Here is a 22,790-nt window from a genome sequence, read left to right on the forward strand (position 1 = left end):
GGCCTTTCACATTCACGCTCACGGAAACGGCGGGTCTGAGGCCGAAGAGCGCGTACAGCAACGGCCCCGTCCGAGTCGAAACGCCCACGTGTGAGACCGGGCCGTTCGACGCGGACGGAGCCGCAGCCGATTCGGTGCTGATCAGCCGGCGCGGCGCACGGATTCAGCGGCGAAGAGCTCGACGAGTTCCGTGGTCGCCGAGGCGAGGACGCGCAGACGCTCCGTGGTCCTCGTCAGTGCCACATAGAGTCCGCCGATGCCGGTTTCGCTGCCGGCAGGAGCGATGGAACCGGGTTCGACGATGATCACTGAGTCGAACTCGAGGCCCTTGGCCTGTTGCGGGGTGATGAGGGCGATCTGATGGTCGAGGCCGGTGACCGACCGTCCGAAATCGAAGTCCGCGAGCACCTCGGCGATGGGGTCGATGAGCTCCGGCGGAGCGATGACGGCGATCTTTCCGCCTTCTGCGGCAGCCACTTCCTCAGCGGTCGTGGTCACCAGGGCATCGAGGACCTCGGTTTCGTCGGCGAAGGTGTCCAAGCGGGGATCGACACCTCCCTGACGCACCGATTCGACGAGCTCGAGCTGCGGGAAATGTCGGTGGAGGTATCGATTGGCCAGATCCATCACCGACTGCGGGGTGCGGTAGGAGACCGTGAGCACCTGGAGAGCGAAGCGGTCGCCGACGAACTCGGAGAGGATCGAGGACCAGGTGCGGGCGTTGTCGACCTGCGAAGACTGCGCGAGGTCACCGACGACGGTCGCCGATTTCGAAGGAACCCTGCGGAAGAGCACCCGCCACTGCATGGGGGAGAGCTCCTGGGCCTCATCGACGACGAGGTGGCCGTACGTCCACTCTCGGTCCTCCAGAGCGCGTTCGGCCAGGGTCATCGTCGGACCCTGCTCCTCCCACCGTTCGGCGAGCATCTCAGCGGTGACCATTCCGCCGGTCTCGGTCATGTCCACGACGGCCTCGGCGTAGTCGCGGGCCGCATCGTCGCGAGCCTGGGTCTGCTGCGGGCTGGAGCCGAGGAGTTCGGCCAACTCATCGAGCAGCGGGACATCCTCGACGGTGAATTCCTGCTGACGGTGCTCGAGCAGGGTCGACTGCTCGGCCGGGGTGAGCAGCCTGCCGGCGGCGGCACGCAGTTTGTGCGGTTTGCCCAGCAGGGCGCGCAGCGCACCGGCGGGGCTGATGGGGAACCAGGCGAGATTGAGGGCACGACGGACGTCGACGCTCGACCTCAGCTCCTCCATCAGCTCGGGCAGGCGCTCACCGGCGGCATCGAGGCCCATCTCGCGGGCGAGATCCTCGGCGAGGATCTTCAGCAGACCGGTGACGAATCCCGTGCGCGCCGCGTTGTGCGCGTCTCCGCTGCGCTGTGCTCGGTCGCGGGCCGACCGGACGTCCTTGCGTCGCAGCACGATGGTGTGCGAACCGACGCGCAGCTCCTCGTCGTGCTCGGGCACCCGCTGATAGTTCGCGATGTGATTCTTCAGGATTGTGGCCATGACGCCGCGGCCCTTGATCTCCGCGACCGCCGGATCGTCGGTGGCATCGGTGTCGAGTCCGGGGTAGAGCTGACCGGGGGTGAGGAGGACGGCTCCGGTCTCGCCGAGGCTGGGCAGCACCTTCTCGATGTACTTGAGGAACACCGTCGACGGACCCACGAGGAGGACACCCGACTTGGCGATCCTCTCCCGGTGGCGGTAGAGGAGGAACGCGGCACGGTGGAGGGCGACCGCGGTCTTCCCCGTGCCCGGACCGCCTTGGACGACGAGGAGGCCGGAGAGCGGCCGGCGGATGATGGCGTCCTGCTCGGCCTGGATGGTGGCGACGATATCGCCCATCCGGCCGGTGCGATGACTGGACAGAGCCGCCAGCAGGGCTCCTTCGCCCTGCAGGTTCGACCGCTGATCATCGTCGAGGGCCTCGATGTCGAGCACATCGTCCTCGATCCCGGTGACCTTCCGGTTGGCGGTCACGAGGTGACGGCGGCGGGCGACGCCTTCGGGGGTGGCCGCGGTCGACTGGTAGAAACGCTCCGCGGCCGGTGCTCTCCAGTCGATGAGGATCTGCTGACGCTGCGCATCGGTGAGACCGATGCGGCCGATGTAGGTGGGGTCGTCCTCGTCGACGAGGTCGAGGCGACCGAAGCACAGTCCCTCCTCGGCGCCGTCGAGGCGGATGAGCTGATCTTCGTACAGGGTGGCGAAGGCATCACGTTCGGTGCGGTGCTGGTGGTTGCCTCCGACCTCGGAGATCCTCACGGTTCCGAGGCGTGCTGTCGTCTCCTCCCGCAGCTCATCGAGTCGGGCATAGAGCTCGTCGAGCTTGGCCTGCTCGACGCGAATTTCTGAAGTTTCGGTCATCTCACCTTCTTGGGTCGGCATTCAATTATGCCGAACTTTCCTCGGTGTCTGTAGTCGCAGGGTCATTTCGGATCGGGGCGTACCTCACATTCCCCACCAGGACGGGTGGTCAGGACCGCAACGGGGCCGGTTCGCCGTCGGAGTCTCACGAGTTCACAGGCCCAGGCGGGAGCGCAGACCCTTTCCGGACAGGAACGTCGCGACCGAAGCGGCTGTCCGCAGACTGCGGTCGAGTCCGGCCGTATCCAACGGTGTGTTCGATGCGAGCACGACGACGTTGCCGCGCCGACGTCCCTTGAGGATCGCCGATTCCGTGGCCGCGGCGAGGTGCGCGAAATGCTCCCCCATAGCATTGAGCTCGAATTTCAGTACCCCATGGTCACCGGAATCGGGGACATTGGCGACATAGAGACCGGAGTCCTTGACCGCCTCGGCGCAGGACGCGAAGAAGTCTGGGCTCTGCAGGGCCGGGGGCACCGAATCGTGGTCGAAGGCGTCACGGACGAGGACATCGAGGGTGTCGGGCCGGAACGTCCCGATCTCCGCGGCCCCGTCACCGGCTCGCAGGGCCAGGGCAGGGGAGCGGGGCAGATCGAACCACTCGCGTACGAAGCCGAGCAGCGCCGCGTCGATGTCGATCGCCGTCTGCTTCGATCCCGGCCGCGTCGCGTCGAGCGCACGCGCGAGCGCGCAGCCGGCCGCACCGATATGCGCGGCCCGCAGAGACCCGGCGGGGAGGACGACGTCGATCGCGCGGCGCATCCAGTCGAGGTACTCGAAGTCCAGGCGGGTGGGATCACTGAGGGTGATCGACGACGAGGGAACGCCATTGACGTGGAGGACATAGGAATCGGCCTCCCCGTCGAGCTTCTCCAGGCGGGCCGTCCCCGTCGAGATGTCGACCACTTGGGACCCCGGTGCTGTGTAAATCCGTCTCTTCGCCACCCCTCACTTGTATGTCAGTGGAGCCCGCGTGGCAATTCGGTCCGAATCCGCGTGGGGACGAAGGCCGCGACTCGGACACCGGGGGCCTGTGGATCGCTTCCCGCTGTCCACAACCACGGGAAGAGGTCTGGTCGTCGGCAGAGCGGATCGGATGGAGTGGAAGCTCGACCGCACCAACGAGTTCGACCGCACCATCGAGTTCGGACCGCACCAATGAGTTCGGACCGCACTGCCAGAACACAACGAGGACACAACAGGCGAGGACAGATCATGAGAACACCAGCCCGCTCACCAGAAGACATCATCGGAATCATCCCCCACACTCTCGGCTACACGCCCCGCCGCAGTCTCGTGGCGCTCATCGTCGGCACCGAGACCGGTGGGACCCAGACGAGTTCGACGACCCTGCGTACCGACTTCGACCGGGAGACCGCGGCGCGGATCATCTCCGAGGGAGGAACCTGGTATGCGGATCTCGTCTCCCGCGCCTGCGCAGTGACCGGCATCTTCTTCGTTCTCTACGATGACGACTACGAACCGGTCGCCGAGTGCGAACCGACCGGCGGCAGCGAACCGACCGTCGACCTCGGTGCCGCCGGCCGGGACGACGAATACGCCGCGGTCCATCGCAGCCTCATCCGTGCCGCCATCGACGAGCTGGCACTGACCTTCGACGCCAGAGGGATCGACACACTCAGCGCCTGGTGGGTGAGCAGGGACCGATTCGGGCGCATCGACCACGACGGATACGACAGCACACCCCTGATCGCAGCGACCACCTCGGCGTGTGCGACGGAACTCGTGGCCGGCGGATCCAATCCGGTCAGCGCCCCCGAGGAGCTCGTCATCGCACCGCTGTCGGCCGCAGCCTTCGCCGACAGCAGGCGCGGACGCGAAGAGGAATGGATGGGCATGGGGGAGGCCTTCACGATCTTCGCCGAACTCTATCCCCGCCTGAACGCGATGCGCGCCGGTGAGGAGCCCTTCGACATCGCCCGGCTGCAGGCCCTCATGGAGCTGCCGACGGTGATGGCACTCGACACCCTCCTCGCTGAGAAGTGGTCGAGGGACGCACTCGAGATGATCCTCAGCTTCGACCACCCGGACTTCCCGCCCGCTCGCGTCCTCGACGCCGACGGCGACCGACTGCGCGAACTCTGCTGGGACTCGAGTCGCCGGGCCGACGCGGCGCGGGAGCTCATCGGGCTCTCCGAACGTGCTCCGCACCCGCGCGATGTGCTGCTGTCCATCGCCTTCCTCAAGGAATACCTGCCGGTCGGTCACCCCCAGGTGCGAGCCACGGCGTATTCGGTCATCGCATGGTTCGAATGGGCACTGGGCGGGTCGACGATGGCAGAGAACTACGCTCTGGCCGCCCTCGACCTCGAACCCGAGCACGGGCTGGCCGGGCTCATCGCGAACGCTGTGAAGAGGGGCTTCCTGCCGCGCTGGCTCATGGACACCGAGGGCGCACCCCTGTGAACGGGCGCACCGGCGCGGAGGAACGACCGGCGCGGAGGAAAGCCGGCGCCGACGACAGACCGGCGCGGAGGAAAGAGGGAACAGAACCGACGGGCGCGGTGTTCGCCCAGACAGCGCGTCGGCACGGTGCCCGGGACTTGCGCAGCCCCGATTCGCAATGCCGGGAATAACGTGCGAAAATTAGGCGTTGACCCAGTCATAGCATGATGGGCGGACTCTGCGTTCGCTCCGGACCGTACTCGGACCACTTGACTTGGGTCTTAGTACTGTCCGAATGCATGGGGAAGTTTCAACGCTCGCGAAAGGTGAACACGTGCCGAGAGTCGACAAGGAAACCACAACGGTGACAGAGAAGTCGGAGGGAACGGCCGGCAAGACCTCGACCGGTGGATCCAAGACCACTGCGGCGTCGAAGTCCACTGCGAAGAAGACGACGAAGGCGTCGACCACCGCCGGAGCGAAGAAGGCGACGACGAAGGCGACCGCGGCGAAGGTTGAGAAGGCCGCGCAGGCCAAGACCACCGCCGCGAAGAAGCCGGCCGCTGCGAAATCCGCCGCGACGAAGACCACGGCAGCGAAGGCCACCGCGGCCAAGTCGACCGCGGCACCGAAGAAGACCACCACGAAGGCGGCCGCAGCCAAGGACGCGAAGAAGGCGACCAAGGCGAAGAAGACCGTCGAAGACATCGACACCACCGAAGAGGTCGAGCCGGCCGCGGACGCACTCGCCACCGAGGAGAGCCCCGCGGAGGCAACCGAGACGAAGAACTCGGAGGAGAAGGAGAAGAACGCAGCCGTCGCCGAAGCCGGCGGCTTCATCGTCTCCGACGCCGACGAGGAAGACGCTCCTGCACAGCAGGTCGTGTCCGCAGGTGCGACCGCGGACCCCGTCAAGGACTACCTCAAGCAGATCGGCAAGGTGGCCCTGCTCAACGCCGCCGAGGAGGTCGACCTGGCCAAGCGGATCGAGGCCGGCATGTATGCCGAGCACCTCCTCGACGCCGGTGAGGTCAGTGATCCGCGCGAGACGATGGACTACAAGTGGATCATCCACGACGGTCGGATCGCGAAGAACCACCTCCTCGAGGCCAACCTCCGCCTCGTCGTGTCCCTGGCCAAGCGCTACACCGGACGCGGCATGCTGTTCCTCGACCTCATCCAGGAAGGCAACCTGGGCCTCATCCGCGCCGTTGAGAAGTTCGACTACACCAAGGGCTTCAAGTTCTCGACCTATGCCACGTGGTGGATCCGCCAGGCCATCACCCGCGCCATGGCCGACCAGGCTCGCACCATCCGCATTCCCGTGCACATGGTCGAGGTCATCAACAAGCTCGCTCGTGTGCAGCGCCAGATGCTCCAGGATCTCGGACGCGAACCGACCCCGGAAGAGCTCGCGAAGGAACTCGACATGACGCCCGAGCGCGTCGTCGAGGTGCAGAAGTACGGGCGTGAGCCCATCTCGCTGCATACGCCCCTGGGCGAAGACGGCGATTCGGAGTTCGGCGACCTCATCGAAGACTCCGAGGCGGTCGTGCCCTCGGATTCGGTGAGCTTCACACTCCTGCAGGAGCAGCTGCATTCGGTCCTCGACACGCTCTCCGAGCGCGAAGCCGGTGTCGTGTCCATGCGCTTCGGACTCAACGACGGACAGCCGAAGACCCTCGACGAGATCGGCAAGGTCTACGGGGTCACCCGTGAACGCATCCGCCAGATAGAGTCGAAGACGATGGCGAAGCTGCGTCACCCGTCACGCTCGCAGGTGCTGCGCGACTACCTCGACTGATGAGCGGCTGAGCCCGCCCACACGAGACCGCACGCCCCGGGGACGCCCCTCGGGGCGTGCGGTGTCCGAGGGCCCAGTTCGCGAAGTCAGAACCCGGCGACCTCGGTGAAGTCAGAAGCTGTTGACCGTCGACCTCCGTGAAGTCAGAACCAGTCGACGATGCCGTCGAAGAGCGCCGCCGCGTATTTCGACTGCCCGGACTTCGACTCCATGAGCTTCGCTTCGGCGGGGTTGCGCATCTCCCCGCATTCGACGATGACGGCAGGCACGGAGGCATTGTTCAGGCCCGCCAGATCGGGGCGACGGCTGATCGCATCCTTCCCGTAGGCCTGATTCGGGGTGAACGTCTCACCCATCGCCGAGCCCAGCGACTTCGCCAGTGAGACGGAGGCCTTCTCGGTCTTCTCGTCTTCGCCGGGGTCGGCCACGATGATGTGGAAGCCCCGGACCGAACTCGATTCGCTGCCGTTGGCGTGGATGCTCACGAGCAGATCGGCGTCATCGGCGAAGGTGCCGCGCTCATCCACGCACGGCCCCACCCCCTTGTTGTCCTTGCGGCTGAGCACGACCGTCGCCCCAGCCTGTTCGAGGGAGTGCCGCAGCTTCTTCGCCACCGCCCAGGTGAAGTCGGCCTCCGGATAGTCCGAGTTCGTCGAGGTGCCCGTGGTGTTGCACGGCTTCGTGCCGCCGCGACCATCGGGGACGGGCCGATTGATCTTCGCCGGGGCGGCGGCATTGCCGCCGTTGTGGCCGGGATCGACGGCGATCGTCTTCCCACTGAGGTCGACCTCGGCCGGGTCACTCGCCGAGGCGGCCCCGGCCTCGGTGCCGGACGTGCGCTCACCTGCCGGTTCGGTCGCTGCTGCCGTGCCGGATGCCGGGGGCGTCGTGTCCGCACCGGGGGTGGTCTCCTCCCCGCAGGCGACGAGACCGGGCAGGCAGAGTGCGGCGGACAGGACGAGGGCGGCAGAGAGAAGGCGACGACGCATGAGTCCCATTGTCTCAGCCGAACCCGGTCGGGCACCGGAAATTAGCGAAACTCATCTCGACACGGCCCGCAGGGAATAGGGCGCAGAGCCCGCAACGATTAGAATTTAATCGAACGAGAGGAAATCTGTGGAAGACGAAAGCTACGGCGCCAGACATCTGTCGGTCCTGTCCGGTCTCGAGGCGGTGCGCAAACGCCCGGGAATGTACATCGGCACGACCGACTCCCGCGGTCTCATGCACTGCCTGTGGGAGATCATCGACAACTCCGTCGATGAGGCTCTCGGCGGGCACGGATCCGGCATCCTCATCGAACTCGCCCCCGACGGATCGGTCGCGGTTACCGACCAGGGCCGCGGCATCCCCGTCGACATCGAACCGAAGACCGGACTGACCGGAGTCGAGGTCGTCATGACCAAGCTCCACGCCGGCGGCAAATTCGGCGGATCCTCCTATGCGGCCTCCGGTGGCCTCCACGGCGTCGGCGCCTCAGTCGTCAACGCCCTGTCCGCACGCCTCGACGTCGAGGTCACGCGCGGGTCGAAGGTCCACAAGATGTCTTTCCGGCGTGGTGTGCCCGGTCGTTTCGACGACTCCGCCGGGACCACGAGTCCGGACAACCCCTTCGAAGAGTTCCACGAGCCGACGGGTCTCGACGTCGTCGGCAAGGCCAAGCGCGGTGTCACCGGCACGCGTGTGCAGTACTGGGCGGATCCGCAGATCTTCCTGGCCAAGGCTCAGTTCGACTATCAGCACCTCGTCGAACGAGCTCGGCAGACCGCTTTCCTCGTTCCCGGGCTCGAGATCCGCATCGTCGACCGTCGCGGTGTCGCCCGGGACGAGACTGGTGCCGTCATCGCCGAGCGCGAGGAGATCTTCAAGTTCGACGGCGGCATCACGGAGTTCGTCGACCATCTCTCCATCGACCCGCCGATCACCGACACGTGGCGGCTGCAGAACACGGGCACCTTCAAGGAAACGGTGCCGGTGCTCGACGCCTCGGGGCACCTCGAATCCAAGGAGGTCGAACGCGAGGTCGGCATCGACATCGCACTGCGCTGGGGGACCGGCTATGACACGAAGCTCAAGACCTTCGTCAACGTCGTGGCCACGCCGCACGGCGGCACCCACCTCGCGGGGTTCGAACAGGCCTGCCTGAAGGCGATGCGCAAGGCCGTCGAGGCCAATGCGCGGAAACTCAAGGTCGGCAAGGACAAACTCGAAAAAGACGATGTCATGGCCGGGCTCACCGCTGTGGTCACCGTGCAGCTGGCCGAGCCCCAGTTCGAGGGCCAGACCAAGGAGGTCCTCGGCACGGCCGCAGTTCGACAGATCGTTGCCAAGACCGTCGAATCCCAGCTCGGCGATGTGCTCTCGTCGACGAAGCGGGCGGAGAAGCAGCAGGCCGCGGTCCTCTTGGAGAAGGTCGTCGCGGAGATGAAGTCGCGCATCTCCGCTCGCACCCACAAGGAGAACCAGCGCCGCAAGACCGCGCTGGAGGCCTCCTCGCTGCCGGCGAAGCTCTATGACTGCCGTGACAACGGAGTGGAGAACACCGAACTGTTCATCGTCGAAGGCGATTCGGCGATGGGCACCGCCAAGGCCGCACGGAACTCCGACCATCAGGCACTGTTCCCCATCCGCGGAAAGATCCTCAACGTGCAGAAGGCGACCCTGGCGGACATGCTCGCCAACGTCGAATGCTCGGCCCTCATCCAGGTCATCGGTGCCGGCTCCGGACGCAGCTTCGACCTCGGATCGGCCCGGTACGGACGAGTGATCATCATGACCGATGCCGACGTCGACGGGGCGCACATCCGCACTCTGCTGCTCACCCTCTTCTTCCGGTACATGAAGCCGCTGGTCGAGCAGGGGCGGGTCTTCGCAGCCGTGCCGCCGCTGCACCGGGTCGAGGTCGTCACGAAGCGCGGCACCCCGAATGACGTCGTCTACACCTATTCGGAGGCCGAGCTGCATGCTCTGCTGAAGAAGCTCGAAAAGCAGAAGAAGGTGTACAAGGAGCCGATCCAGCGCTATAAGGGCCTGGGGGAGATGGACGCCGACCAGCTGGCCGAGACGACGATGGACCCGGGGATGCGCACGCTGCGGCGAGTGACGATGGCCGACGCCGAGGCGGCGGAGAACACCTTCGAACTCCTCATGGGCTCCTCCGTGGGGCCGCGCAAGGAATTCATCGTCTCCGGTGCCGCCGTCCTCGACGCCGAGCGCATCGACAGCTGAACCGCCGCTGTCCGCCCGCCGTCGCGGACGATCGCCCGCGACGGTAATCAGATGCCGAAGGCAGCGGGCGTGAGGATGAGAAGGGTCGGGACGAGCAGCAGCACTGCGGCCAATCCGATCGACATCAGCCGCACGGGGATCCGTGTCGAGTCCAAGGGATGGGAGAGCCTGCGGATGCGCTGTGCCGAGAGGTCACCGCGGTGCTCGGGGTTCATCTCCGCCGCCGACTGCACGGCCTGAGCGAGGATCTGCGGATCCACGCGCTCTCGTGCCTGATCATCGGCCATGAGCTCGATGAGCCGATTCACCGAGTTGAGACCGATCGCCGTGGCAGAGAAGTAGGGCAGAGCGCGGTGCCAAGCGGCGAAGGGAATGACGAGCACGTCGTGCCGGAAGTCCAGATGCGCCCGCTCGTGCGCGATGACCGCGGTGCGTTCGTTCTCATCCAGGGCCTTGATCAGGCCGGTGGAGAGCACAGCCGTGCCCTTCCGCGGTCCTTTCGGCAGACAGTAGGCGACCACTTCGTCGGTGCTGATGATCCGCGTATCGGGGTAGGTCGCCGAGGGCTCGCTGAGCAGGTGGAGGATCTCATCGTGGCGCAAGCGCGCCTTCCTCGCCGAATAGAAGGTCAGAACCAGGCAGCCGAGCAGTCGGCCGATGAGGAGGACGGCGATGATGAGGAAGACCCATGCCACCAGCGAAAGCTGAGTATGGGTTTCACCGCGCAGCAGTTCGAGGAGTCCCTGAGGCAGACTGGTCGTTCCGGGAGCAACGGCGAAAGCGAGTGCGGCTCCGATGAGGGACAGCCCACCGGAGAGGCCGACAGCCTGCCAGAGGACGACTTCCGAGATCGGATCACCGCGAAAGCACGCGAGAGCCGCAGGAATCGGCCATGCCAGCAGAAACGCCAGCACGGCCAGAATCAAGCCCACGATGGTCATTGAGGTGACCGATCTGGGTCAGGACTGCGTCGAGTGATTGCGTCCGAGCAGGTTGCGCAGCGCCTTGGTGTCGGCTTCCGTGACGGTGCCGAGGAAGCGTGCGAGGACGGCCTGACGGTCCGGGGCCTGCGAGAGCATCTCGGTCATCAGCTCCGCCACGTGGTCTTCGCGAGTGGATACCGCGAGGTAGCGATGCGGGCGAATGCTCCGGTCGCGAGTGACGAAGCCCTTCTTCTCCAGGCGGGAGAGGACAGTATGGACCGTCGTCAGAGCGAGCTCTCGATCCGAGAGTACGTCGCGGAGCTCGGCGGCACTCAATCCGTCGTCATGGACCCAGATGGCGTCCATGACGCTGCGTTCGAGTTCACCCAGTGTTCCCACAGTTCTTAAGTCCTCAGTCTTCTTCGTCGGCCAGTACAACAAGAGTATATCTCTACAGTCTGTCGAATTCCAGGCAGGCGGCTGTGTGGCGCCCGCTGGTCGACACTGGTCTCCCGCGGCAGGGGAGGGGCATACTTGGTACAGGGAATCTTGAATGACGAAACGGTGACGGTGCCGGTTCTACGGAGTGTAGAATTCTACGCAGCGTAGAAACATTGCCGAACCTGAACGGAGAGCCCATGGAATTGGACCCGGTCCTCATCGGACGATGGCAATTCGGAATCACCACGGTCTACCACTTCTGGATGGTGCCGCTGACGCTGGGGCTCGGGATGCTCGTCGCGATCCTGCAGACGATCTACCACCGCACAGGCAACGAGGTCTACCTGCGGAGCACGAAGTTCTTCGGCAAACTCTTCCTCATCAACTTCATCATGGGTGTGGCCACCGGCCTCGTCCAGGAATTCCAGTTCGGCATGGCCTGGAGCGAGTACTCCCGCTTCGTCGGCGATGTCTTCGGCGCGCCCTTGGCTCTCGAGGCGCTTCTCGCCTTCTTCCTCGAATCGACGTTCATCGGCCTCTGGGTCTTCGGCTGGGGCCGGCTGCACCGGGCCGTCCACCTCGGGGCGCTGTGGTGCGCGGTCATCGGATCGTGGATCTCGGCCTACTTCATCATCGTCGCGAACTCGTGGATGCAGCACCCCGTCGGCGTCGAACTCGTCGACGGTCGACCGGTGATGACCGATGTGTGGGCCGTGCTCGGCAACAACACCGCCATCGCGGCCTATACGCACACGCTCTTCGGTGCCCTGGCCGTCGGCGGTTCGTTCCTGCTCGGCATCTCCTGGTACCACCTCTACCATCGACGCAAGGACGGCATCGACACCGTCGGCGCCGACGGCAAGGTCATCGTCGGGTCCACACCCGAACTGCCCGGGCGCGACGCGGCCGACCACACGGTGTGGATCAAGTCGCTGCGCATCGGCGCCATCGTCGGCATCATCGCCTTCGCCGGAGTCTCCATCACCGGTGACGTCCAGGCGAAGCTGATGTTCGAACAGCAGCCGATGAAGATGGCCTCCGCCGAGGCGGCCTGCCACGACGGCACCGAATTCTCCGTCCTCACCATCGCCGACCCGGCGTCGAACGACTGCGACGGCGTCCAGAACATCTTCGAGATCCCCGGGTTGCTGTCCTTCCTCGCCAACGGCGACTTCGACACCCCGGTCCACGGCGTGACGACCCTGCTCCCGGAATACCAGGAGCGCTACGGCACCCATATCCCCGATGACCCGAGATACGGCGAACACGCCGGTGAGCCGATCGACTACCAGCCGATCATGATCGTCACCTACTGGGGATTCCGCATGATGATCGGCTTCGGTGCTCTCGCCGCCGGTGTCTGCGCGATCGGACTCTGGCTCTCTCGCAAGGGCACGGTTCCGCAGTCGAAATGGCTCAGTCGGGGCTTCGTCCTGGCCATCACGGCACCGTTCATCGCGAACTCGGCAGGATGGATCTTCACCGAGATGGGCCGTCAGCCCTTCGTCGTGGCCCCGAACCCCGCCCAGCTCGACGGTGTGTTCATGTACACCCAGGCGGCGCTCTCACCCGAGGTCACACCCGCAATGCTGCTGTTCTCACTGATCAGCCTGACCCTCGTGTACGGGGTGCTCATGGTCGTGGAGCTGCGGCTGCTGACGACCTATGTCAAGGGCGGAGTCGCCTCGGCGATGCCGGAGCTCGCGGCGCCCAAATCCAAACCCACGATCACCGACGACGGCGATGATGTGCTGTCGTTCGCCTACTGAGGGAGAATCACGATGGAAATCCTCGCCACGATCTGGTTCGTTCTCATCGTCGTCCTGTGGATCGGCTACATGTTCCTCGACGGCTTCGACCTCGGCGTCGGCATGATGATGCCGTTCCTGTCCCGCAGCGAACGCGGCAGACGCGTGCTGCTCAACTCGATCGGTCCCGTGTGGGACGGCAACGAGGTGTGGCTGATCACCGCGGCCGGCGCGATGTTCGCCGCGTTCCCGCATTGGTACGCCTCGCTGTTCTCCGCCCTCTACATTCCGCTCACCCTGTGCCTGCTCGGCCTCATCTTCCGTGCCGTGTCGATCGAGTACCGCGGAAAGGGCCACACACAGGCGTGGAAGTCGTTCTGGACCTGGGCGATGGCGGTCGGTTCGGCCGTCACCGCGTTCTGCATCGGTGCGATGTTGGCAATGACGACGACCGGGCTGCCGCTCAACGGCCACGGTGACATCGTCGGCGGTCCCTTCGCCTGGGTGTCCTGGCCGGCTCTGCTCGGCGGACTCGGCGGGATCGGGTTCACCCTCGTCCACGGGCTCGTCTTCCTCGGACTCAAGACGCAGGGAGAGATCCGGGCCCGGGCTCAGCGGTGGGCCGCGCGTGCCATGCTGCCTGCGGCGATCCCGTTCGTCATCTGGTTCGCTCTGTCCGTCACGCACCGCACCTGGCTCATCGTCCCCGTGCTCATCGGGCTCATCACTCTCATCACCGCGTTCTTCGCGGTGCGGGCCGGTGCTGAGAAGCGCGCCTTCGTCCTCCACGGGATCTACCTGCTGACCGGACTCGGCTCGGTCTTCGCCGGAGCGTACCCGAATGTGCTGCCGTCGACGCTCGATGCGGCGAATTCGCTGACGGTGGCCACGGCCTCGTCCTCGGACTACACCCTGACCGTCATGCTCATCGTCACCGTGGTCATTCTCCCGGTGATCATCGGCTATCAGATCTTCAGCTACCGGATGTTCCTCGGTCGCATCGCTGAGACCCACATCCCCGAAGCACACAAGGTGCCGGTGGCGATCCGGTCGTGAGCTCACCCCTGTCGATCCTGCTCGAGCTGCCGAACGGTCGGCGGGGACTCGTGCTCTCGGTGTGCTCCGCGCTCTCGCGGGCAACAGGGATCGTGCTCGTCGCCGAAGCGCTCGTGCGTGCCATCGTCGGCCACAGCGCACCGGGACTGTGGGTGGTCCTCGGCATCCTCGGTGCGCTGCTGCGCGGCGGCGGGCTGTGGCTGGACAGGCGACTGGGCGCTTCCCTGGCCGCCGAATCGAAACGCGATCTGCGCGCGGGGATCCTCGGCACCCTGCTGCGCGGCCGCGGACGGCCGAAGACCACGACAGCGGTCACGGTCACCCGCGGCATCGACGACCTCGACGACTACTTCACCACGGTGGTGCCCGCGCTCAGCGCCGCCGCCGTGGTCCCCGTCGTCCTGCTTGTGCGGATCGTCTTCAGCGATGTGCTCTCGGCGGTGATCATCGCCGTGTGCCTGCCGCTGGTGCCCGTGTTCATGGTGCTCATCGGTCGGTACACGGCCGAATCGACGCGTGAGACGCTCGGTGCTCTGGAACGTCTGTCCGATCATCTGGCCGAACTCGCCGAGGGGCTCCCCGTCCTCATCGGTCTCGGCCGGTCCCGTGATCATGCGCGCCGTCTGCGCGAGCTCGGGCAGCGCTACCACGATGCGAACCTCTCGACGCTGCGCATCGCCTTCCTCTCGAGCCTGGCGCTCGAGCTCATCGCCACGATCTCGGTGGCGCTGGTCGCCGTGGTCATCGGGCTGCGCCTGGTCAACGGGACGATGGATCTCAGTGCGGGGCTCTTCATCCTCCTCATCGCCCCCGAATGCTTCATCCCTCTGCGTGAACTCGGCTCCGGGTTCCATGCCAGCGAGAACGGGCGCGAAGCTCGCGGACGGGCGCAGGGGCTGCTTGCCGAAGCACAGGCGGCGAGTGAGACGCCGGTGCGTGACGAGGGACAGGTGCCCGGCGCTGCACCGGTGCCCGGCGAGGTGGTGTCGGCCATCGGCGAGTCATCGAGCCAGCACGTCATCTACGGTGACGGCACACTCGTCTCCTGGTCGGGCACCATCGACACCGCCCCGGGAGTGACCACGATCAGCGGACGCTCGGGCGCGGGGAAGACCACCGTCTTGAGCGCCCTGGTCGGCAGCCTGCCCGCCGGGGCCCGGACCACCGTCGCACCTGTGTCTGCGGCCTATGTGCCGCAGGCGCCGCGGATGTTCTCCGCCACCATCGGTGCCGAACTCGGCCTGTTCGGACTCGATCGTGAACAGGCACGGGCCGCCTTGGCCGCCGCCGGTCTGCCCACGGAACTGTCCACCCAGACGGCCGCGCTCAGCCCCGGCCAGCAGCGTCGTCTCGCGTTGGTGCGGGTGCTGCACCGCCTCGGCGGGGGAGCCGATATCCTCGTCCTCGACGAACCGACCGCGCACCTCGACGCCGACAATGCCGAAATCGTCATCGCCATGATCGCCGAGGCGGCCGCCACCCATCGTGTCGTCCTGGCCAGCCATGACGAGCGGGTTCGCGCTCTGGCCGAGACCGAGATCCGCCCGGAGAAGACCCCGGCGGCAGAGAGAACAGATGCCGAAGCGCAGGCGCACGTGCGCACCGGTGCCAGAGGTACGGTCGCCGAAGCGGACGCGAGCATCCAGGATTCGCCGCAGGCGGTCTGCGCCGGTGGCGACGGCGTCAGTGAATCCTCGTCCTCGCGGGGACCGGAGTCCGCAGGGGAGGCGGTCTCGAAGCGCGGTTCGGAGCCCGACTCAGAACTCGGCGAGGAGTCTGCTTCGGAAATCCCGCCCGCCTCGGAACCGTGGCCGGCTGCGCTGCGGAGGCGATGGTCGATCCTCTCCTCGAGCCTGCCGCTGTTCACTCCGTCGATGCTGCTCGCCGCCCTCACGGCCTGTGCCTCGAGCCTGGCGGCCATCGCCCTGACCGCGGTCTCGGCCTGGCTCATCGTCGAAGCCTCGTACCAGCCGCCGATCATGCTGCTCATGGTCGCCATCGTCGGTGTCCGGTTCTTCGGCCTCAGCCGTTCAGTGCTCCTCTATGTCAGTCGCCTGCGGCTGCACTCGGCGATCTTCGCCGCGCTCACCCGACTCCGCACCACCGTGTGGGAGCATTTCGAATCCGTGGGCATGAGCGACCGGAGACTGCGCACCTCGGACTCCGCCCTGCGGGCCATGGTCGCCGACGCCGACGATGTGCGCGACCTCGTCCCACGCACCCTGTTCCCGCCGCTCGTGTCCGCGATGGTCGTCATCGGTGTGAGCATCACCGCAGCCCTGCTCGACTTCGGCGCGCTGCCGTGGATCCTGCTGCTCGCCGGGATCGATCTCATCATCGTCCCGATCATCGTCATCCGTGCCGAGAGCAGACTGGCACGCGGCATCCGCGATGACCACAACCGGATCCTCTCCCTGCTCACCAGGGCGCTGAGCGCCAAAGACGATCTGCATACGAATGGGGCCGATGACCGCGTCCTCGGCCTGCTGGCCGCCTCGGAGAAGAGACTGGCCGCGAAACAGGCCGCCTCGGCACGGAATTTCGGACTGGCCCAGGTATGGCTGCAGCTGAGTACCTTCGCCACAGCTCTGGTGCTGGCAGTGACGTCGGAGACTCCGACGGAGATCCTCGCAGTCCTGACCCTCATGGCGCTCGGGCTCAACGACGTGTTCGCCTCCGCACTCGAGGCATTCCGGCAGCTGCCGGGACTGGCCGCGGCACTCGACGCGCTGCCGGCTGCACAGCGCGGCACGAGGGCCCGGCAGCCGCGGGCTTCAGAGCCGGAGCGCGAGGACGACACCGCAGACGCAGAATCATCGGCAGCGCCATCGCGGACCGTGAGCGCTCGGGCGGGAATCGAGTCACTCGAACTCGACGGAATCACCGTGGGGTGGGATGAGCAGGCGGTGCTCGAGGGACTTCGTCTGCAGGCCGAACGCGGCAGCTGGACCGTTCTGTGCGGAGACAGCGGCACCGGGAAGACGACGAGTCTGAGCGTGCTGCTGCGATTCCTCGACCCCTGGTCCGGGTCCTATACCGCCCGCGACAGCGAGGGTGAGGGCCACGATATGCTCACGCGCTCACCCGAAGACCTGGTCGGGCAGTTAGCCTGGTGTCCGCAGGAAGCGCACGTCTTCCGCTCCACCGTGCGCGGCAACCTGGCGCTGGCCCGGCCGAGCCTGCCCGCTGACGCGGAGATGTTCGAGGCTCTGCGTGCCGCAGGGCTGGGCGAATGGGCTGATGCCGCCGGCCTCGACCGCTGGGTCGGCGATCACGGTACGGAAGTCTCCGGAGGTCAGCGACAGCGCCTTGCGGTGGCGAGGACCCTGCTCACCGGAGCCGGTGTCATCGTCCTCGACGAACCGACGGCACACCTCGACGATGAGACCGCGAGGGACCTCATCGACGATCTGCGCAGGAGCCTCGTGGAACGCACCGTCGTCATCGTCACTCACGACCGTCGACTCATCAACGTCGGGGACACGGTCGTCGATCTGGGCCGGAACGCCCCGGAAGACGGCAGGGCCGAAGTCAGTCCCGCTTCGAGCCGAACATGATCTCGTCCCAGCTCGGGATCGACGCGCGGGAGTTCTTCTTCGCCTTCGGCTTCGCTTCCTTGGCCGCAGACGCATCCTTGTGCTGATCGGAGTGGTCGCTGACACCGGGCTCATTGAGCAGGGACAGCTGATTCTCGTCGTCGAAGACGCCGACCTTCTCGGTCGGCTCCTGCGGGTCGTCTTCCGCCGGTGCGGGATCTTCGAAAGCGAAGACCTCATCATCGGTGGCAGCCTCGGGCTGGCCGGGAGCAGTGTGAGCGCCCTGGGGGTGCGTCTCAGGATCCTCGGTGACCGCACGCAGACGAGTGCGCGGCTCCTCCTCCGCCTCATGATGGCGACGCTTGCGCAGGTTCTCCAGGATCCGCCCGGTCTCGGCCTGGTGGTCGCGGGCCTGCTGGGACGGCGCCGAACCGGCCGTCGGCCGCACGGGTCCGTCTGAGGCGATCGACTCAGACGCGCCCGACTGCGGGAAGACGTCGACCTCCTCGGTGGTGACCTGCCGTTCGGCTCCGGACCCATAGTTCGGGATCGGGCCGGTGTCGGTCGGACCGGAATCGGCGAGCCATTTGGCTTCGTCGTCGATCGGGGTCAGCGAGCGGCGGTAGTAGTGCCAGCTCGCGGTGCGGACGCGGTCGGCGGCAGTGAAGGTGAGCTGGACGTACCAGTTGCCGTCCTGCTGCTTCCAGGAGTCCCATTCCATCGTGTCGATGTTGACGTCGCGCATCGCCAGACGTTCCCGGCACAGCTCGATGAGCGGGGTCGGATCACCGTTGGGATCGTGATCGGAGTAGATCGGATGACGACTGGCCAGGTAGGCGGTACGTTCGCGTTCGGCCATGGCCGGGCTCTCATAGGTGCGCACGTAGTCGATGTCGGCGCCGGTGGAGGCGGCGACCTCTTCGGCGTCCATGCCGCCGCGGATCATGGCCTGGATGTCCTTGGGCCGTACGGGAGCATCGGACTTGGATGGGGTGCGTTCCCTGCGCACCGCGGCGGTGAGAGCCTCGTCGAGGACGACTCGGTACTGAAGCCCGTTCTCGTCGTTCAACAGCAGATGGGTGCCATCTGCGTCGACTCCGTTCAAGATCAGTTCACGCATTGCCTTAAGCTCCTTTGTCGCGTCTCATCTGAATCGTGTCACGTTCGGCCTCTCGCGCCGGGCAGATTTGCACGCGAGTCGCGAAATCACGGGCCGGTTCGGGATCCGTGCGGGTGAAACTGTGAATTCTGACACGCAGGAGCGTCACTTGCCGCCGGCGAGGCGGGCCGCGCCGGCGCGGCGTCTGCTCCGTGAGTGGGGCGCGCTCACTCTGCGGACATCGGGCCGAGACGCTCTACAGCCTGTAAAATCGAAACCGTGAATAAGACTGCACCCATCGATGCCCTGATCCTCATGTCATTCGGAGGACCCGAGGCCCCAGAAGAAGTGGTTCCCTTCCTCCGCAACGTCACCGCCGGCCGCGGGATCCCGGAGGAGCGACTCGAGGAGGTGGGGGAGCACTACTTCGGCTTCGGAGGCAAGTCCCCGATCAACGACCAGAACAAGGCTCTGCTCGCCGCGCTGCGGGCCGAACTCGACCGCCGCGGAATCGACACCCCGCTGATCTGGGGCAACCGCAACTGGGATCCTTATCTCACCGATGAGGTGCGCGCCCTCGCCCAGAACGGTGCCTCCTCGTTCCTCTCCATCGACACCTCCGCCTACTCCTCGTACTCCTCATGCCGGCAGTACCGTGAGGACTTCGCGGAGACGATCGACACGCTCGCCGGGGAGGGGCTCACAGTCTCGATCGACAAGATCCGCCAGTTCTACAACCATCCCGGCTATGCCGACGCCTGTGCCGCCTGCCTGAGGCAGGCCCTGACGGACTTCAAGAAGCAGGTCGGTGAGCTCGACGCGGCCGAACACCGTATTCTCTTCGTCACCCACTCGATTCCGAACGTCATGCAGGATGCGTCGGCGGCGACGACGAACGGCTACCTCGCCCAGCACGAAGAGCTCATGGACCACCTCATGGGTCGCATGGACGAATCCGAGCGCATTCCCGCCGAACTCGTCTACTGCTCCCGGTCGGGCTCGCCGGAGGTGCCCTGGCTCGAACCAGACGTCAACGACCGGATGGCCGAACTCGCCGAGGAGGGGGTCAGCGGTGTCGTGCTCGTGCCCATCGGCTTCATCTCCGACCATATGGAGGTCGCATTCGACCTCGACACCGAAGCGAAGGAGACTGCGGACGAACTCGGGTTCGCGTTCACCCGCGCCGCCACCGTCGGCACTCATGAAGCGTTCGTGTCCGGTCTCGTCGACCTCGTCATGGAGCGAGTCGCACAGCTGCGCGGTGAAGAGGTCGAAGCCCCCGCGCTGCCCGGAACGGTGGCGCTGGTGCCCGGCAGCGGAGCGTGCAGCATCGAGTGCTGTCGCGGTCGTATCGAACGCGCCACGGTCCCGAACTGGGCGCACGCGAACTGATTCCAGAACATGAAGAACCCTCCCTCACCGATTCGGTGGGGGAGGGTTCTTCGTTCTCAGATCCTCAGGCGTCTTCCGGGCTCGGGATGACGGGCAGAGCGCCCGTCTCGGCCTGGATCACCTCGGCGATAGGTCCGGTATCGACGTCGTTGCGATCGGCGAGTTCCATGAGGTTCTGCAGGTCGTCGATGAGATTTTCGACGAGGAAGTCGTCACCGGCGGACCGGGCCTCGTGAATGCGATGACGGACATCATCGATTCGAGTATCGAGCTGATCAGCGAATTCACTCATTGTGGATCCGTCCTTCCTGGGGTCGCCTCCGGTGGGGACGAACCCGGTGTTCTACCGGCAGAGCGGACTGTCGGTGCTGTCCATCACAAGCATTCTTGCAGAGCTTCTCGAGAACTCTATGTGTGATCGACATGTGTCGACAAACTGGTGATGAGAATCACCGTATAGGGTACGCATTCCATCTTGCCAACGGCAAGCATACAGTGCACAATGCTGGGGACACGTCACGCGGAGGATACGATGATCCTCTTCGGCACCCCCTGGACAGAGAGCGATGAGGCCATATGGCAACAGACTACGACGCACCTCGCAAGCAAGACGATGAGATCAAGAGCGATTCGATCGAACAGCTCAAGGCTCAGCGCTCACAGGCGCAGGCAAGCAAGATCGATGAAGACGAGACCGCGGTCGCCGAAGGCTTCGAACTTCCGGGCGCGGACCTGTCGAACGAAGAGCTCTCCGTTCGTGTTCTCCCCAAACAGAACGACGAGTTCACCTGCATGGAATGCTTCTTGGTCCGCCATCGTTCGCAGCTTGCGACCGAAGAGGGCGGCGTGCCGATCTGCACGGACTGTGCAGGCTGATTCGCTTCTCTCCAGATATACGCAACGCGCCCTTCGCAATGAAGGGCGCGTTGCGTATTTCTGACTCTGCGGCAGATGAGATGCCTGCAGTCCGTTCAGCCGTTGAGGGCCGCAGCGAGATCGTCGGCGCGGCGCGTGGACACGAGCCAGTAGGGAGTGGGGTCCGAATCGTCATCGAGATCGATCCGCACGACCGCCTTCGCCCAGGGGCGGATCTTGAGGAATGCTCGCGCATCGAGGTCGACGCCGCGGGCCTGGCGGGCCGCCTCGCCGTCGAAGGCCTGCGCACTCGGAACGAACTTCCGGTCGATATGGGCCTCGCCGACGAACAGCTGCTGCTCCGTGACGATGATCGTCACGGTCAGGGAGGTCAGCCACCATGCCAAGAGGGCGAAGCTGATGATGGGCAGGATGATGGTGCCCACGGGCCAGACGGGGGCGACCATGAGCGCGGTCGATGCCGCGGCCACCACGATGAAGAACCACATGCCGATCGACGGACGGAGTTTCTCCTGGAAGATCACCTGGGTGCCGGATTGCGTTGTTGCCATGTCCCCATTGTCCCACAGCGAAAAGTTTGGCCGCGCTCAGGCTGGAGCGTTAGAGTGCATCTTTGTGACGGAAACCCTGAAGATCAACCTCCAGCTCCTCGACGCGGGCATGAACGCCCCCGCCTACGCGCACGCGGGCGACGCCGGAGCCGACCTGCGCTCGACCGTCGACTTCGTCCTCGAACCCTTCGAACGCCGTGTGGTGCCGACGGGAATAGCGATCGCCGTGCCCGAAGGCTATGCGGCGTTCGTCCACCCGCGCTCGGGACTGTCGAGCAAGCATGGGGTCACCATCGTCAATGCGCCCGGAACCATCGATTCCGGATACCGCGGCGAGATCAAGGTGCCGCTCATCAACCTCGACGCGAAGACCCCGCTGCGCATCGCCCGGGGTGACCGCATCGCCCAACTCGTGATCCAAGCAGTGGCACAGGCTGACTTCGAGATCGTCGACACCCTTGACGCCAGTGACCGCGGAGCCGGCGGATTCGGCTCCACCGGCGGTATCGACGCCGGCCTCAGCGAAAAGGAGAAGTGAGGACTCATGGGACTGTTCTCCCGGTTCAAGAAGACCACACCGACGACCGATGACGATGTCCGCGCAGAAGAAGCCGTCGACGACGAAGAAGAAGAGGAACTCACCGCCGAAGACACCGAGGCGACCGACCTCGAAACCGAGGACGGAGAGCCGGAGGAAGACCTCGACGAAGAAGAGGCGCTGCTGGAGAAGTCCGCACCCTTCGACCGGTCCGAGAAGGGACCGTTCGACATCTCCGAGGACTACCCGGAGCACGATCGCCTCGACCTCGGCGCCCTCAAGGTGCCCGTCGTCGACGGCATGCAGGTGCGACTGGACACCGACGATGATTCGCAGCGCGTCCTCGCCGTCACTCTCATCCACGACGGTGGAGGAATCCAGCTCCAGGCGTTCGCGACGCCACGCTCCGAAGGACTGTGGAACACCGTGCGCCAGCAGCTCGCCGAGTCCGTGACCGGTCAGGGCGGAGAATCGACCGAGCTGCATACCTCGCTCGGGAAGGAACTGGCGATCGAGGTCCCCGCGAAGACGGAATCGGGTCGCCCCGGCAAACGCGCCATGCGCTTCGCCGGCGTCGACGGACCGCGCTGGTTCATCCGCGCCGTGTTCTCCGGCAAGGCCGTGACCGATGATGAGATCCGCGCCGAACTCTCCGCTCTCCTGCGCGGAGTCGTCGTCGACCGCGGTGAAGAAGCCATGGCTCCCAGAGAACTCATCGCCCTCACCGCGCCGCAGGTCGGAAACGACGACGAGGAGGAGAAGGACGAGGACGAGCTCAACCCGTTCGAGCGCGGTCCCGAGATCACAGAGGTCCGCTGA

The 22,790-nt window shown here is 65.7% G+C and carries 18 protein-coding genes; 10 read left to right on the top strand and 8 right to left on the bottom strand.

The features are described from left to right. Positions 1 to 141: 141 nt before the first annotated feature. Positions 142 to 2,373 carry a HelD family protein gene (locus ACSE4D_RS16265; protein WP_436326290.1) on the bottom strand — a complete coding sequence of 744 codons (2,232 nt, stop codon included), beginning with the start codon at positions 2,371 to 2,373 and terminating at the stop codon, positions 142 to 144. 153 nt (positions 2,374 to 2,526) lie between these two features. Continuing rightward, positions 2,527 to 3,279 (bottom strand): spermidine synthase, encoded by a 753-nt coding sequence (locus ACSE4D_RS16270; RefSeq protein WP_436326291.1) that lies wholly within the window; start codon positions 3,277 to 3,279, stop codon positions 2,527 to 2,529. Between the two features lie 309 nt (positions 3,280 to 3,588). Here ACSE4D_RS16270 and ACSE4D_RS16275 point away from each other — a divergent pair, with 309 nt between their 5' ends. Next, positions 3,589 to 4,800, top strand: coding sequence for a DUF4192 family protein (locus ACSE4D_RS16275; RefSeq protein ID WP_436326292.1), 1,212 nt, complete (start codon positions 3,589 to 3,591; stop codon positions 4,798 to 4,800). Between the two features lie 274 nt (positions 4,801 to 5,074). Next, positions 5,075 to 6,583 (top strand): RNA polymerase sigma factor, encoded by a 1,509-nt coding sequence (locus ACSE4D_RS16280; protein WP_425119603.1) that lies wholly within the window; start codon positions 5,075 to 5,077, stop codon positions 6,581 to 6,583. 143 nt (positions 6,584 to 6,726) lie between these two features. Here ACSE4D_RS16280 and ACSE4D_RS16285 read toward each other — a convergent pair whose 3' ends face one another. Beyond that, positions 6,727 to 7,572, bottom strand: coding sequence for an N-acetylmuramoyl-L-alanine amidase (locus ACSE4D_RS16285; protein WP_436326293.1), 846 nt, complete (start codon positions 7,570 to 7,572; stop codon positions 6,727 to 6,729). Between the two features lie 127 nt (positions 7,573 to 7,699). On the opposite strand from ACSE4D_RS16285, the gene ACSE4D_RS16290 reads away from it, so the two are divergent. Further along, on the top strand, positions 7,700 to 9,811 hold the full coding sequence (locus tag ACSE4D_RS16290; protein WP_436326294.1) for a DNA gyrase/topoisomerase IV subunit B: 2,112 nt from the start codon (positions 7,700 to 7,702) through the stop codon (positions 9,809 to 9,811). A gap of 47 nt (positions 9,812 to 9,858) precedes the next feature. Here the strand turns inward: ACSE4D_RS16290 and ACSE4D_RS16295 are convergent, their stop codons facing one another. Further along, positions 9,859 to 10,752 (bottom strand): M56 family metallopeptidase, encoded by an 894-nt coding sequence (locus ACSE4D_RS16295; RefSeq protein ID WP_436326295.1) that lies wholly within the window; start codon positions 10,750 to 10,752, stop codon positions 9,859 to 9,861. An 18-nt stretch (positions 10,753 to 10,770) separates the two neighbouring features. Further along, positions 10,771 to 11,133 (bottom strand): BlaI/MecI/CopY family transcriptional regulator, encoded by a 363-nt coding sequence (locus ACSE4D_RS16300; protein ID WP_135541270.1) that lies wholly within the window; start codon positions 11,131 to 11,133, stop codon positions 10,771 to 10,773. A 245-nt stretch (positions 11,134 to 11,378) separates the two neighbouring features. On the opposite strand from ACSE4D_RS16300, the gene ACSE4D_RS16305 reads away from it, so the two are divergent. Genes ACSE4D_RS16305 through cydC form a run of 3 tightly spaced genes read left to right on the top strand, consistent with a single transcriptional unit; the run spans position 11,379 to position 17,536 of the window. Beyond that, positions 11,379 to 12,944: a cytochrome ubiquinol oxidase subunit I gene (locus tag ACSE4D_RS16305; protein ID WP_425119631.1), complete on the top strand. Its 1,566-nt coding sequence runs from the start codon at positions 11,379 to 11,381 to the stop codon at positions 12,942 to 12,944. A gap of 12 nt (positions 12,945 to 12,956) precedes the next feature. Next, the gene (gene cydB, locus ACSE4D_RS16310; RefSeq protein ID WP_135541268.1) at positions 12,957 to 13,979 is read left to right on the top strand and encodes a cytochrome d ubiquinol oxidase subunit II; all 1,023 of its coding nucleotides are present in this window, start codon (positions 12,957 to 12,959) and stop codon (positions 13,977 to 13,979) included. After that, positions 13,976 to 17,536 (top strand): thiol reductant ABC exporter subunit CydC, encoded by a 3,561-nt coding sequence (gene cydC / locus ACSE4D_RS16315; protein WP_425119600.1) that lies wholly within the window; start codon positions 13,976 to 13,978, stop codon positions 17,534 to 17,536. The genes cydB and cydC overlap by 4 nt, the downstream gene beginning before the upstream one ends. On the opposite strand, the gene sepH is transcribed toward cydC, so the two are convergent. Beyond that, positions 17,511 to 18,635: a septation protein SepH gene (gene sepH / locus ACSE4D_RS16320; RefSeq protein ID WP_425119599.1), complete on the bottom strand. Its 1,125-nt coding sequence runs from the start codon at positions 18,633 to 18,635 to the stop codon at positions 17,511 to 17,513. The genes cydC and sepH overlap by 26 nt on opposite strands. Before the next feature lie 258 nt (positions 18,636 to 18,893). Here sepH and ACSE4D_RS16325 point away from each other — a divergent pair, with 258 nt between their 5' ends. Continuing rightward, on the top strand, positions 18,894 to 20,006 hold the full coding sequence (locus ACSE4D_RS16325) for a ferrochelatase (protein ID WP_425119598.1): 1,113 nt from the start codon (positions 18,894 to 18,896) through the stop codon (positions 20,004 to 20,006). Positions 20,007 to 20,070: 64 nt separating this feature from the next. Here ACSE4D_RS16325 and ACSE4D_RS16330 read toward each other — a convergent pair whose 3' ends face one another. Further along, positions 20,071 to 20,298, bottom strand: a complete 228-nt coding sequence (locus ACSE4D_RS16330) for a hypothetical protein (protein ID WP_135541260.1) — start codon at positions 20,296 to 20,298, stop codon at positions 20,071 to 20,073. A 284-nt stretch (positions 20,299 to 20,582) separates the two neighbouring features. Between ACSE4D_RS16330 and ACSE4D_RS16335 the strand changes: the two genes are divergently transcribed. Beyond that, positions 20,583 to 20,882 carry a DUF4193 domain-containing protein gene (locus tag ACSE4D_RS16335; RefSeq protein WP_135541258.1) on the top strand — a complete coding sequence of 100 codons (300 nt, stop codon included), beginning with the start codon at positions 20,583 to 20,585 and terminating at the stop codon, positions 20,880 to 20,882. A 95-nt stretch (positions 20,883 to 20,977) separates the two neighbouring features. On the opposite strand, the gene ACSE4D_RS16340 is transcribed toward ACSE4D_RS16335, so the two are convergent. Then, positions 20,978 to 21,433, bottom strand: coding sequence for a DUF3093 domain-containing protein (locus ACSE4D_RS16340; RefSeq protein ID WP_135541256.1), 456 nt, complete (start codon positions 21,431 to 21,433; stop codon positions 20,978 to 20,980). Positions 21,434 to 21,497: 64 nt separating this feature from the next. On the opposite strand from ACSE4D_RS16340, the gene dut reads away from it, so the two are divergent. Both dut and ACSE4D_RS16350 read left to right on the top strand, forming a co-directional pair. After that, positions 21,498 to 21,971 carry a dUTP diphosphatase gene (dut, locus tag ACSE4D_RS16345; protein WP_425119597.1) on the top strand — a complete coding sequence of 158 codons (474 nt, stop codon included), beginning with the start codon at positions 21,498 to 21,500 and terminating at the stop codon, positions 21,969 to 21,971. 6 nt (positions 21,972 to 21,977) lie between these two features. Then, entirely contained in the window at positions 21,978 to 22,790 is an 813-nt protein-coding gene (locus tag ACSE4D_RS16350) for a DUF3710 domain-containing protein (RefSeq protein WP_425119596.1), read from the top strand.

This window comes from Brevibacterium sp. FAM 27836 (assembly GCF_051351055.1).
GTDB lineage: Bacteria > Actinomycetota > Actinomycetes > Actinomycetales > Brevibacteriaceae > Brevibacterium.

Bases quoted from the DNA above. Each gene is read 5' to 3' on its own strand.
- ACSE4D_RS16335 (WP_135541258.1), top strand. From the start codon at position 20,583: ATGGCAACAGACTACGACGCACCTCGCAAGCAAGACGATGAGATCAAG.
- ACSE4D_RS16275 (WP_436326292.1), top strand. From the start codon at position 3,589: ATGAGAACACCAGCCCGCTCACCAGAAGACATCATCGGAATCATCCCC.
- sepH (WP_425119599.1), bottom strand. From the start codon at position 18,635: ATGCGTGAACTGATCTTGAACGGAGTCGACGCAGATGGCACCCATCTG.
- ACSE4D_RS16295 (WP_436326295.1), bottom strand. From the start codon at position 10,752: ATGACCATCGTGGGCTTGATTCTGGCCGTGCTGGCGTTTCTGCTGGCA.
- ACSE4D_RS16350 (WP_425119596.1), top strand. From the start codon at position 21,978: ATGGGACTGTTCTCCCGGTTCAAGAAGACCACACCGACGACCGATGAC.
- ACSE4D_RS16265 (WP_436326290.1), bottom strand. From the start codon at position 2,373: ATGACCGAAACTTCAGAAATTCGCGTCGAGCAGGCCAAGCTCGACGAG.
- cydB (WP_135541268.1), top strand. From the start codon at position 12,957: ATGGAAATCCTCGCCACGATCTGGTTCGTTCTCATCGTCGTCCTGTGG.
- ACSE4D_RS16330 (WP_135541260.1), bottom strand. From the start codon at position 20,298: ATGAGTGAATTCGCTGATCAGCTCGATACTCGAATCGATGATGTCCGT.
- ACSE4D_RS16285 (WP_436326293.1), bottom strand. From the start codon at position 7,572: ATGCGTCGTCGCCTTCTCTCTGCCGCCCTCGTCCTGTCCGCCGCACTC.
- ACSE4D_RS16340 (WP_135541256.1), bottom strand. From the start codon at position 21,433: ATGGCAACAACGCAATCCGGCACCCAGGTGATCTTCCAGGAGAAACTC.
- ACSE4D_RS16280 (WP_425119603.1), top strand. From the start codon at position 5,075: ATGCATGGGGAAGTTTCAACGCTCGCGAAAGGTGAACACGTGCCGAGA.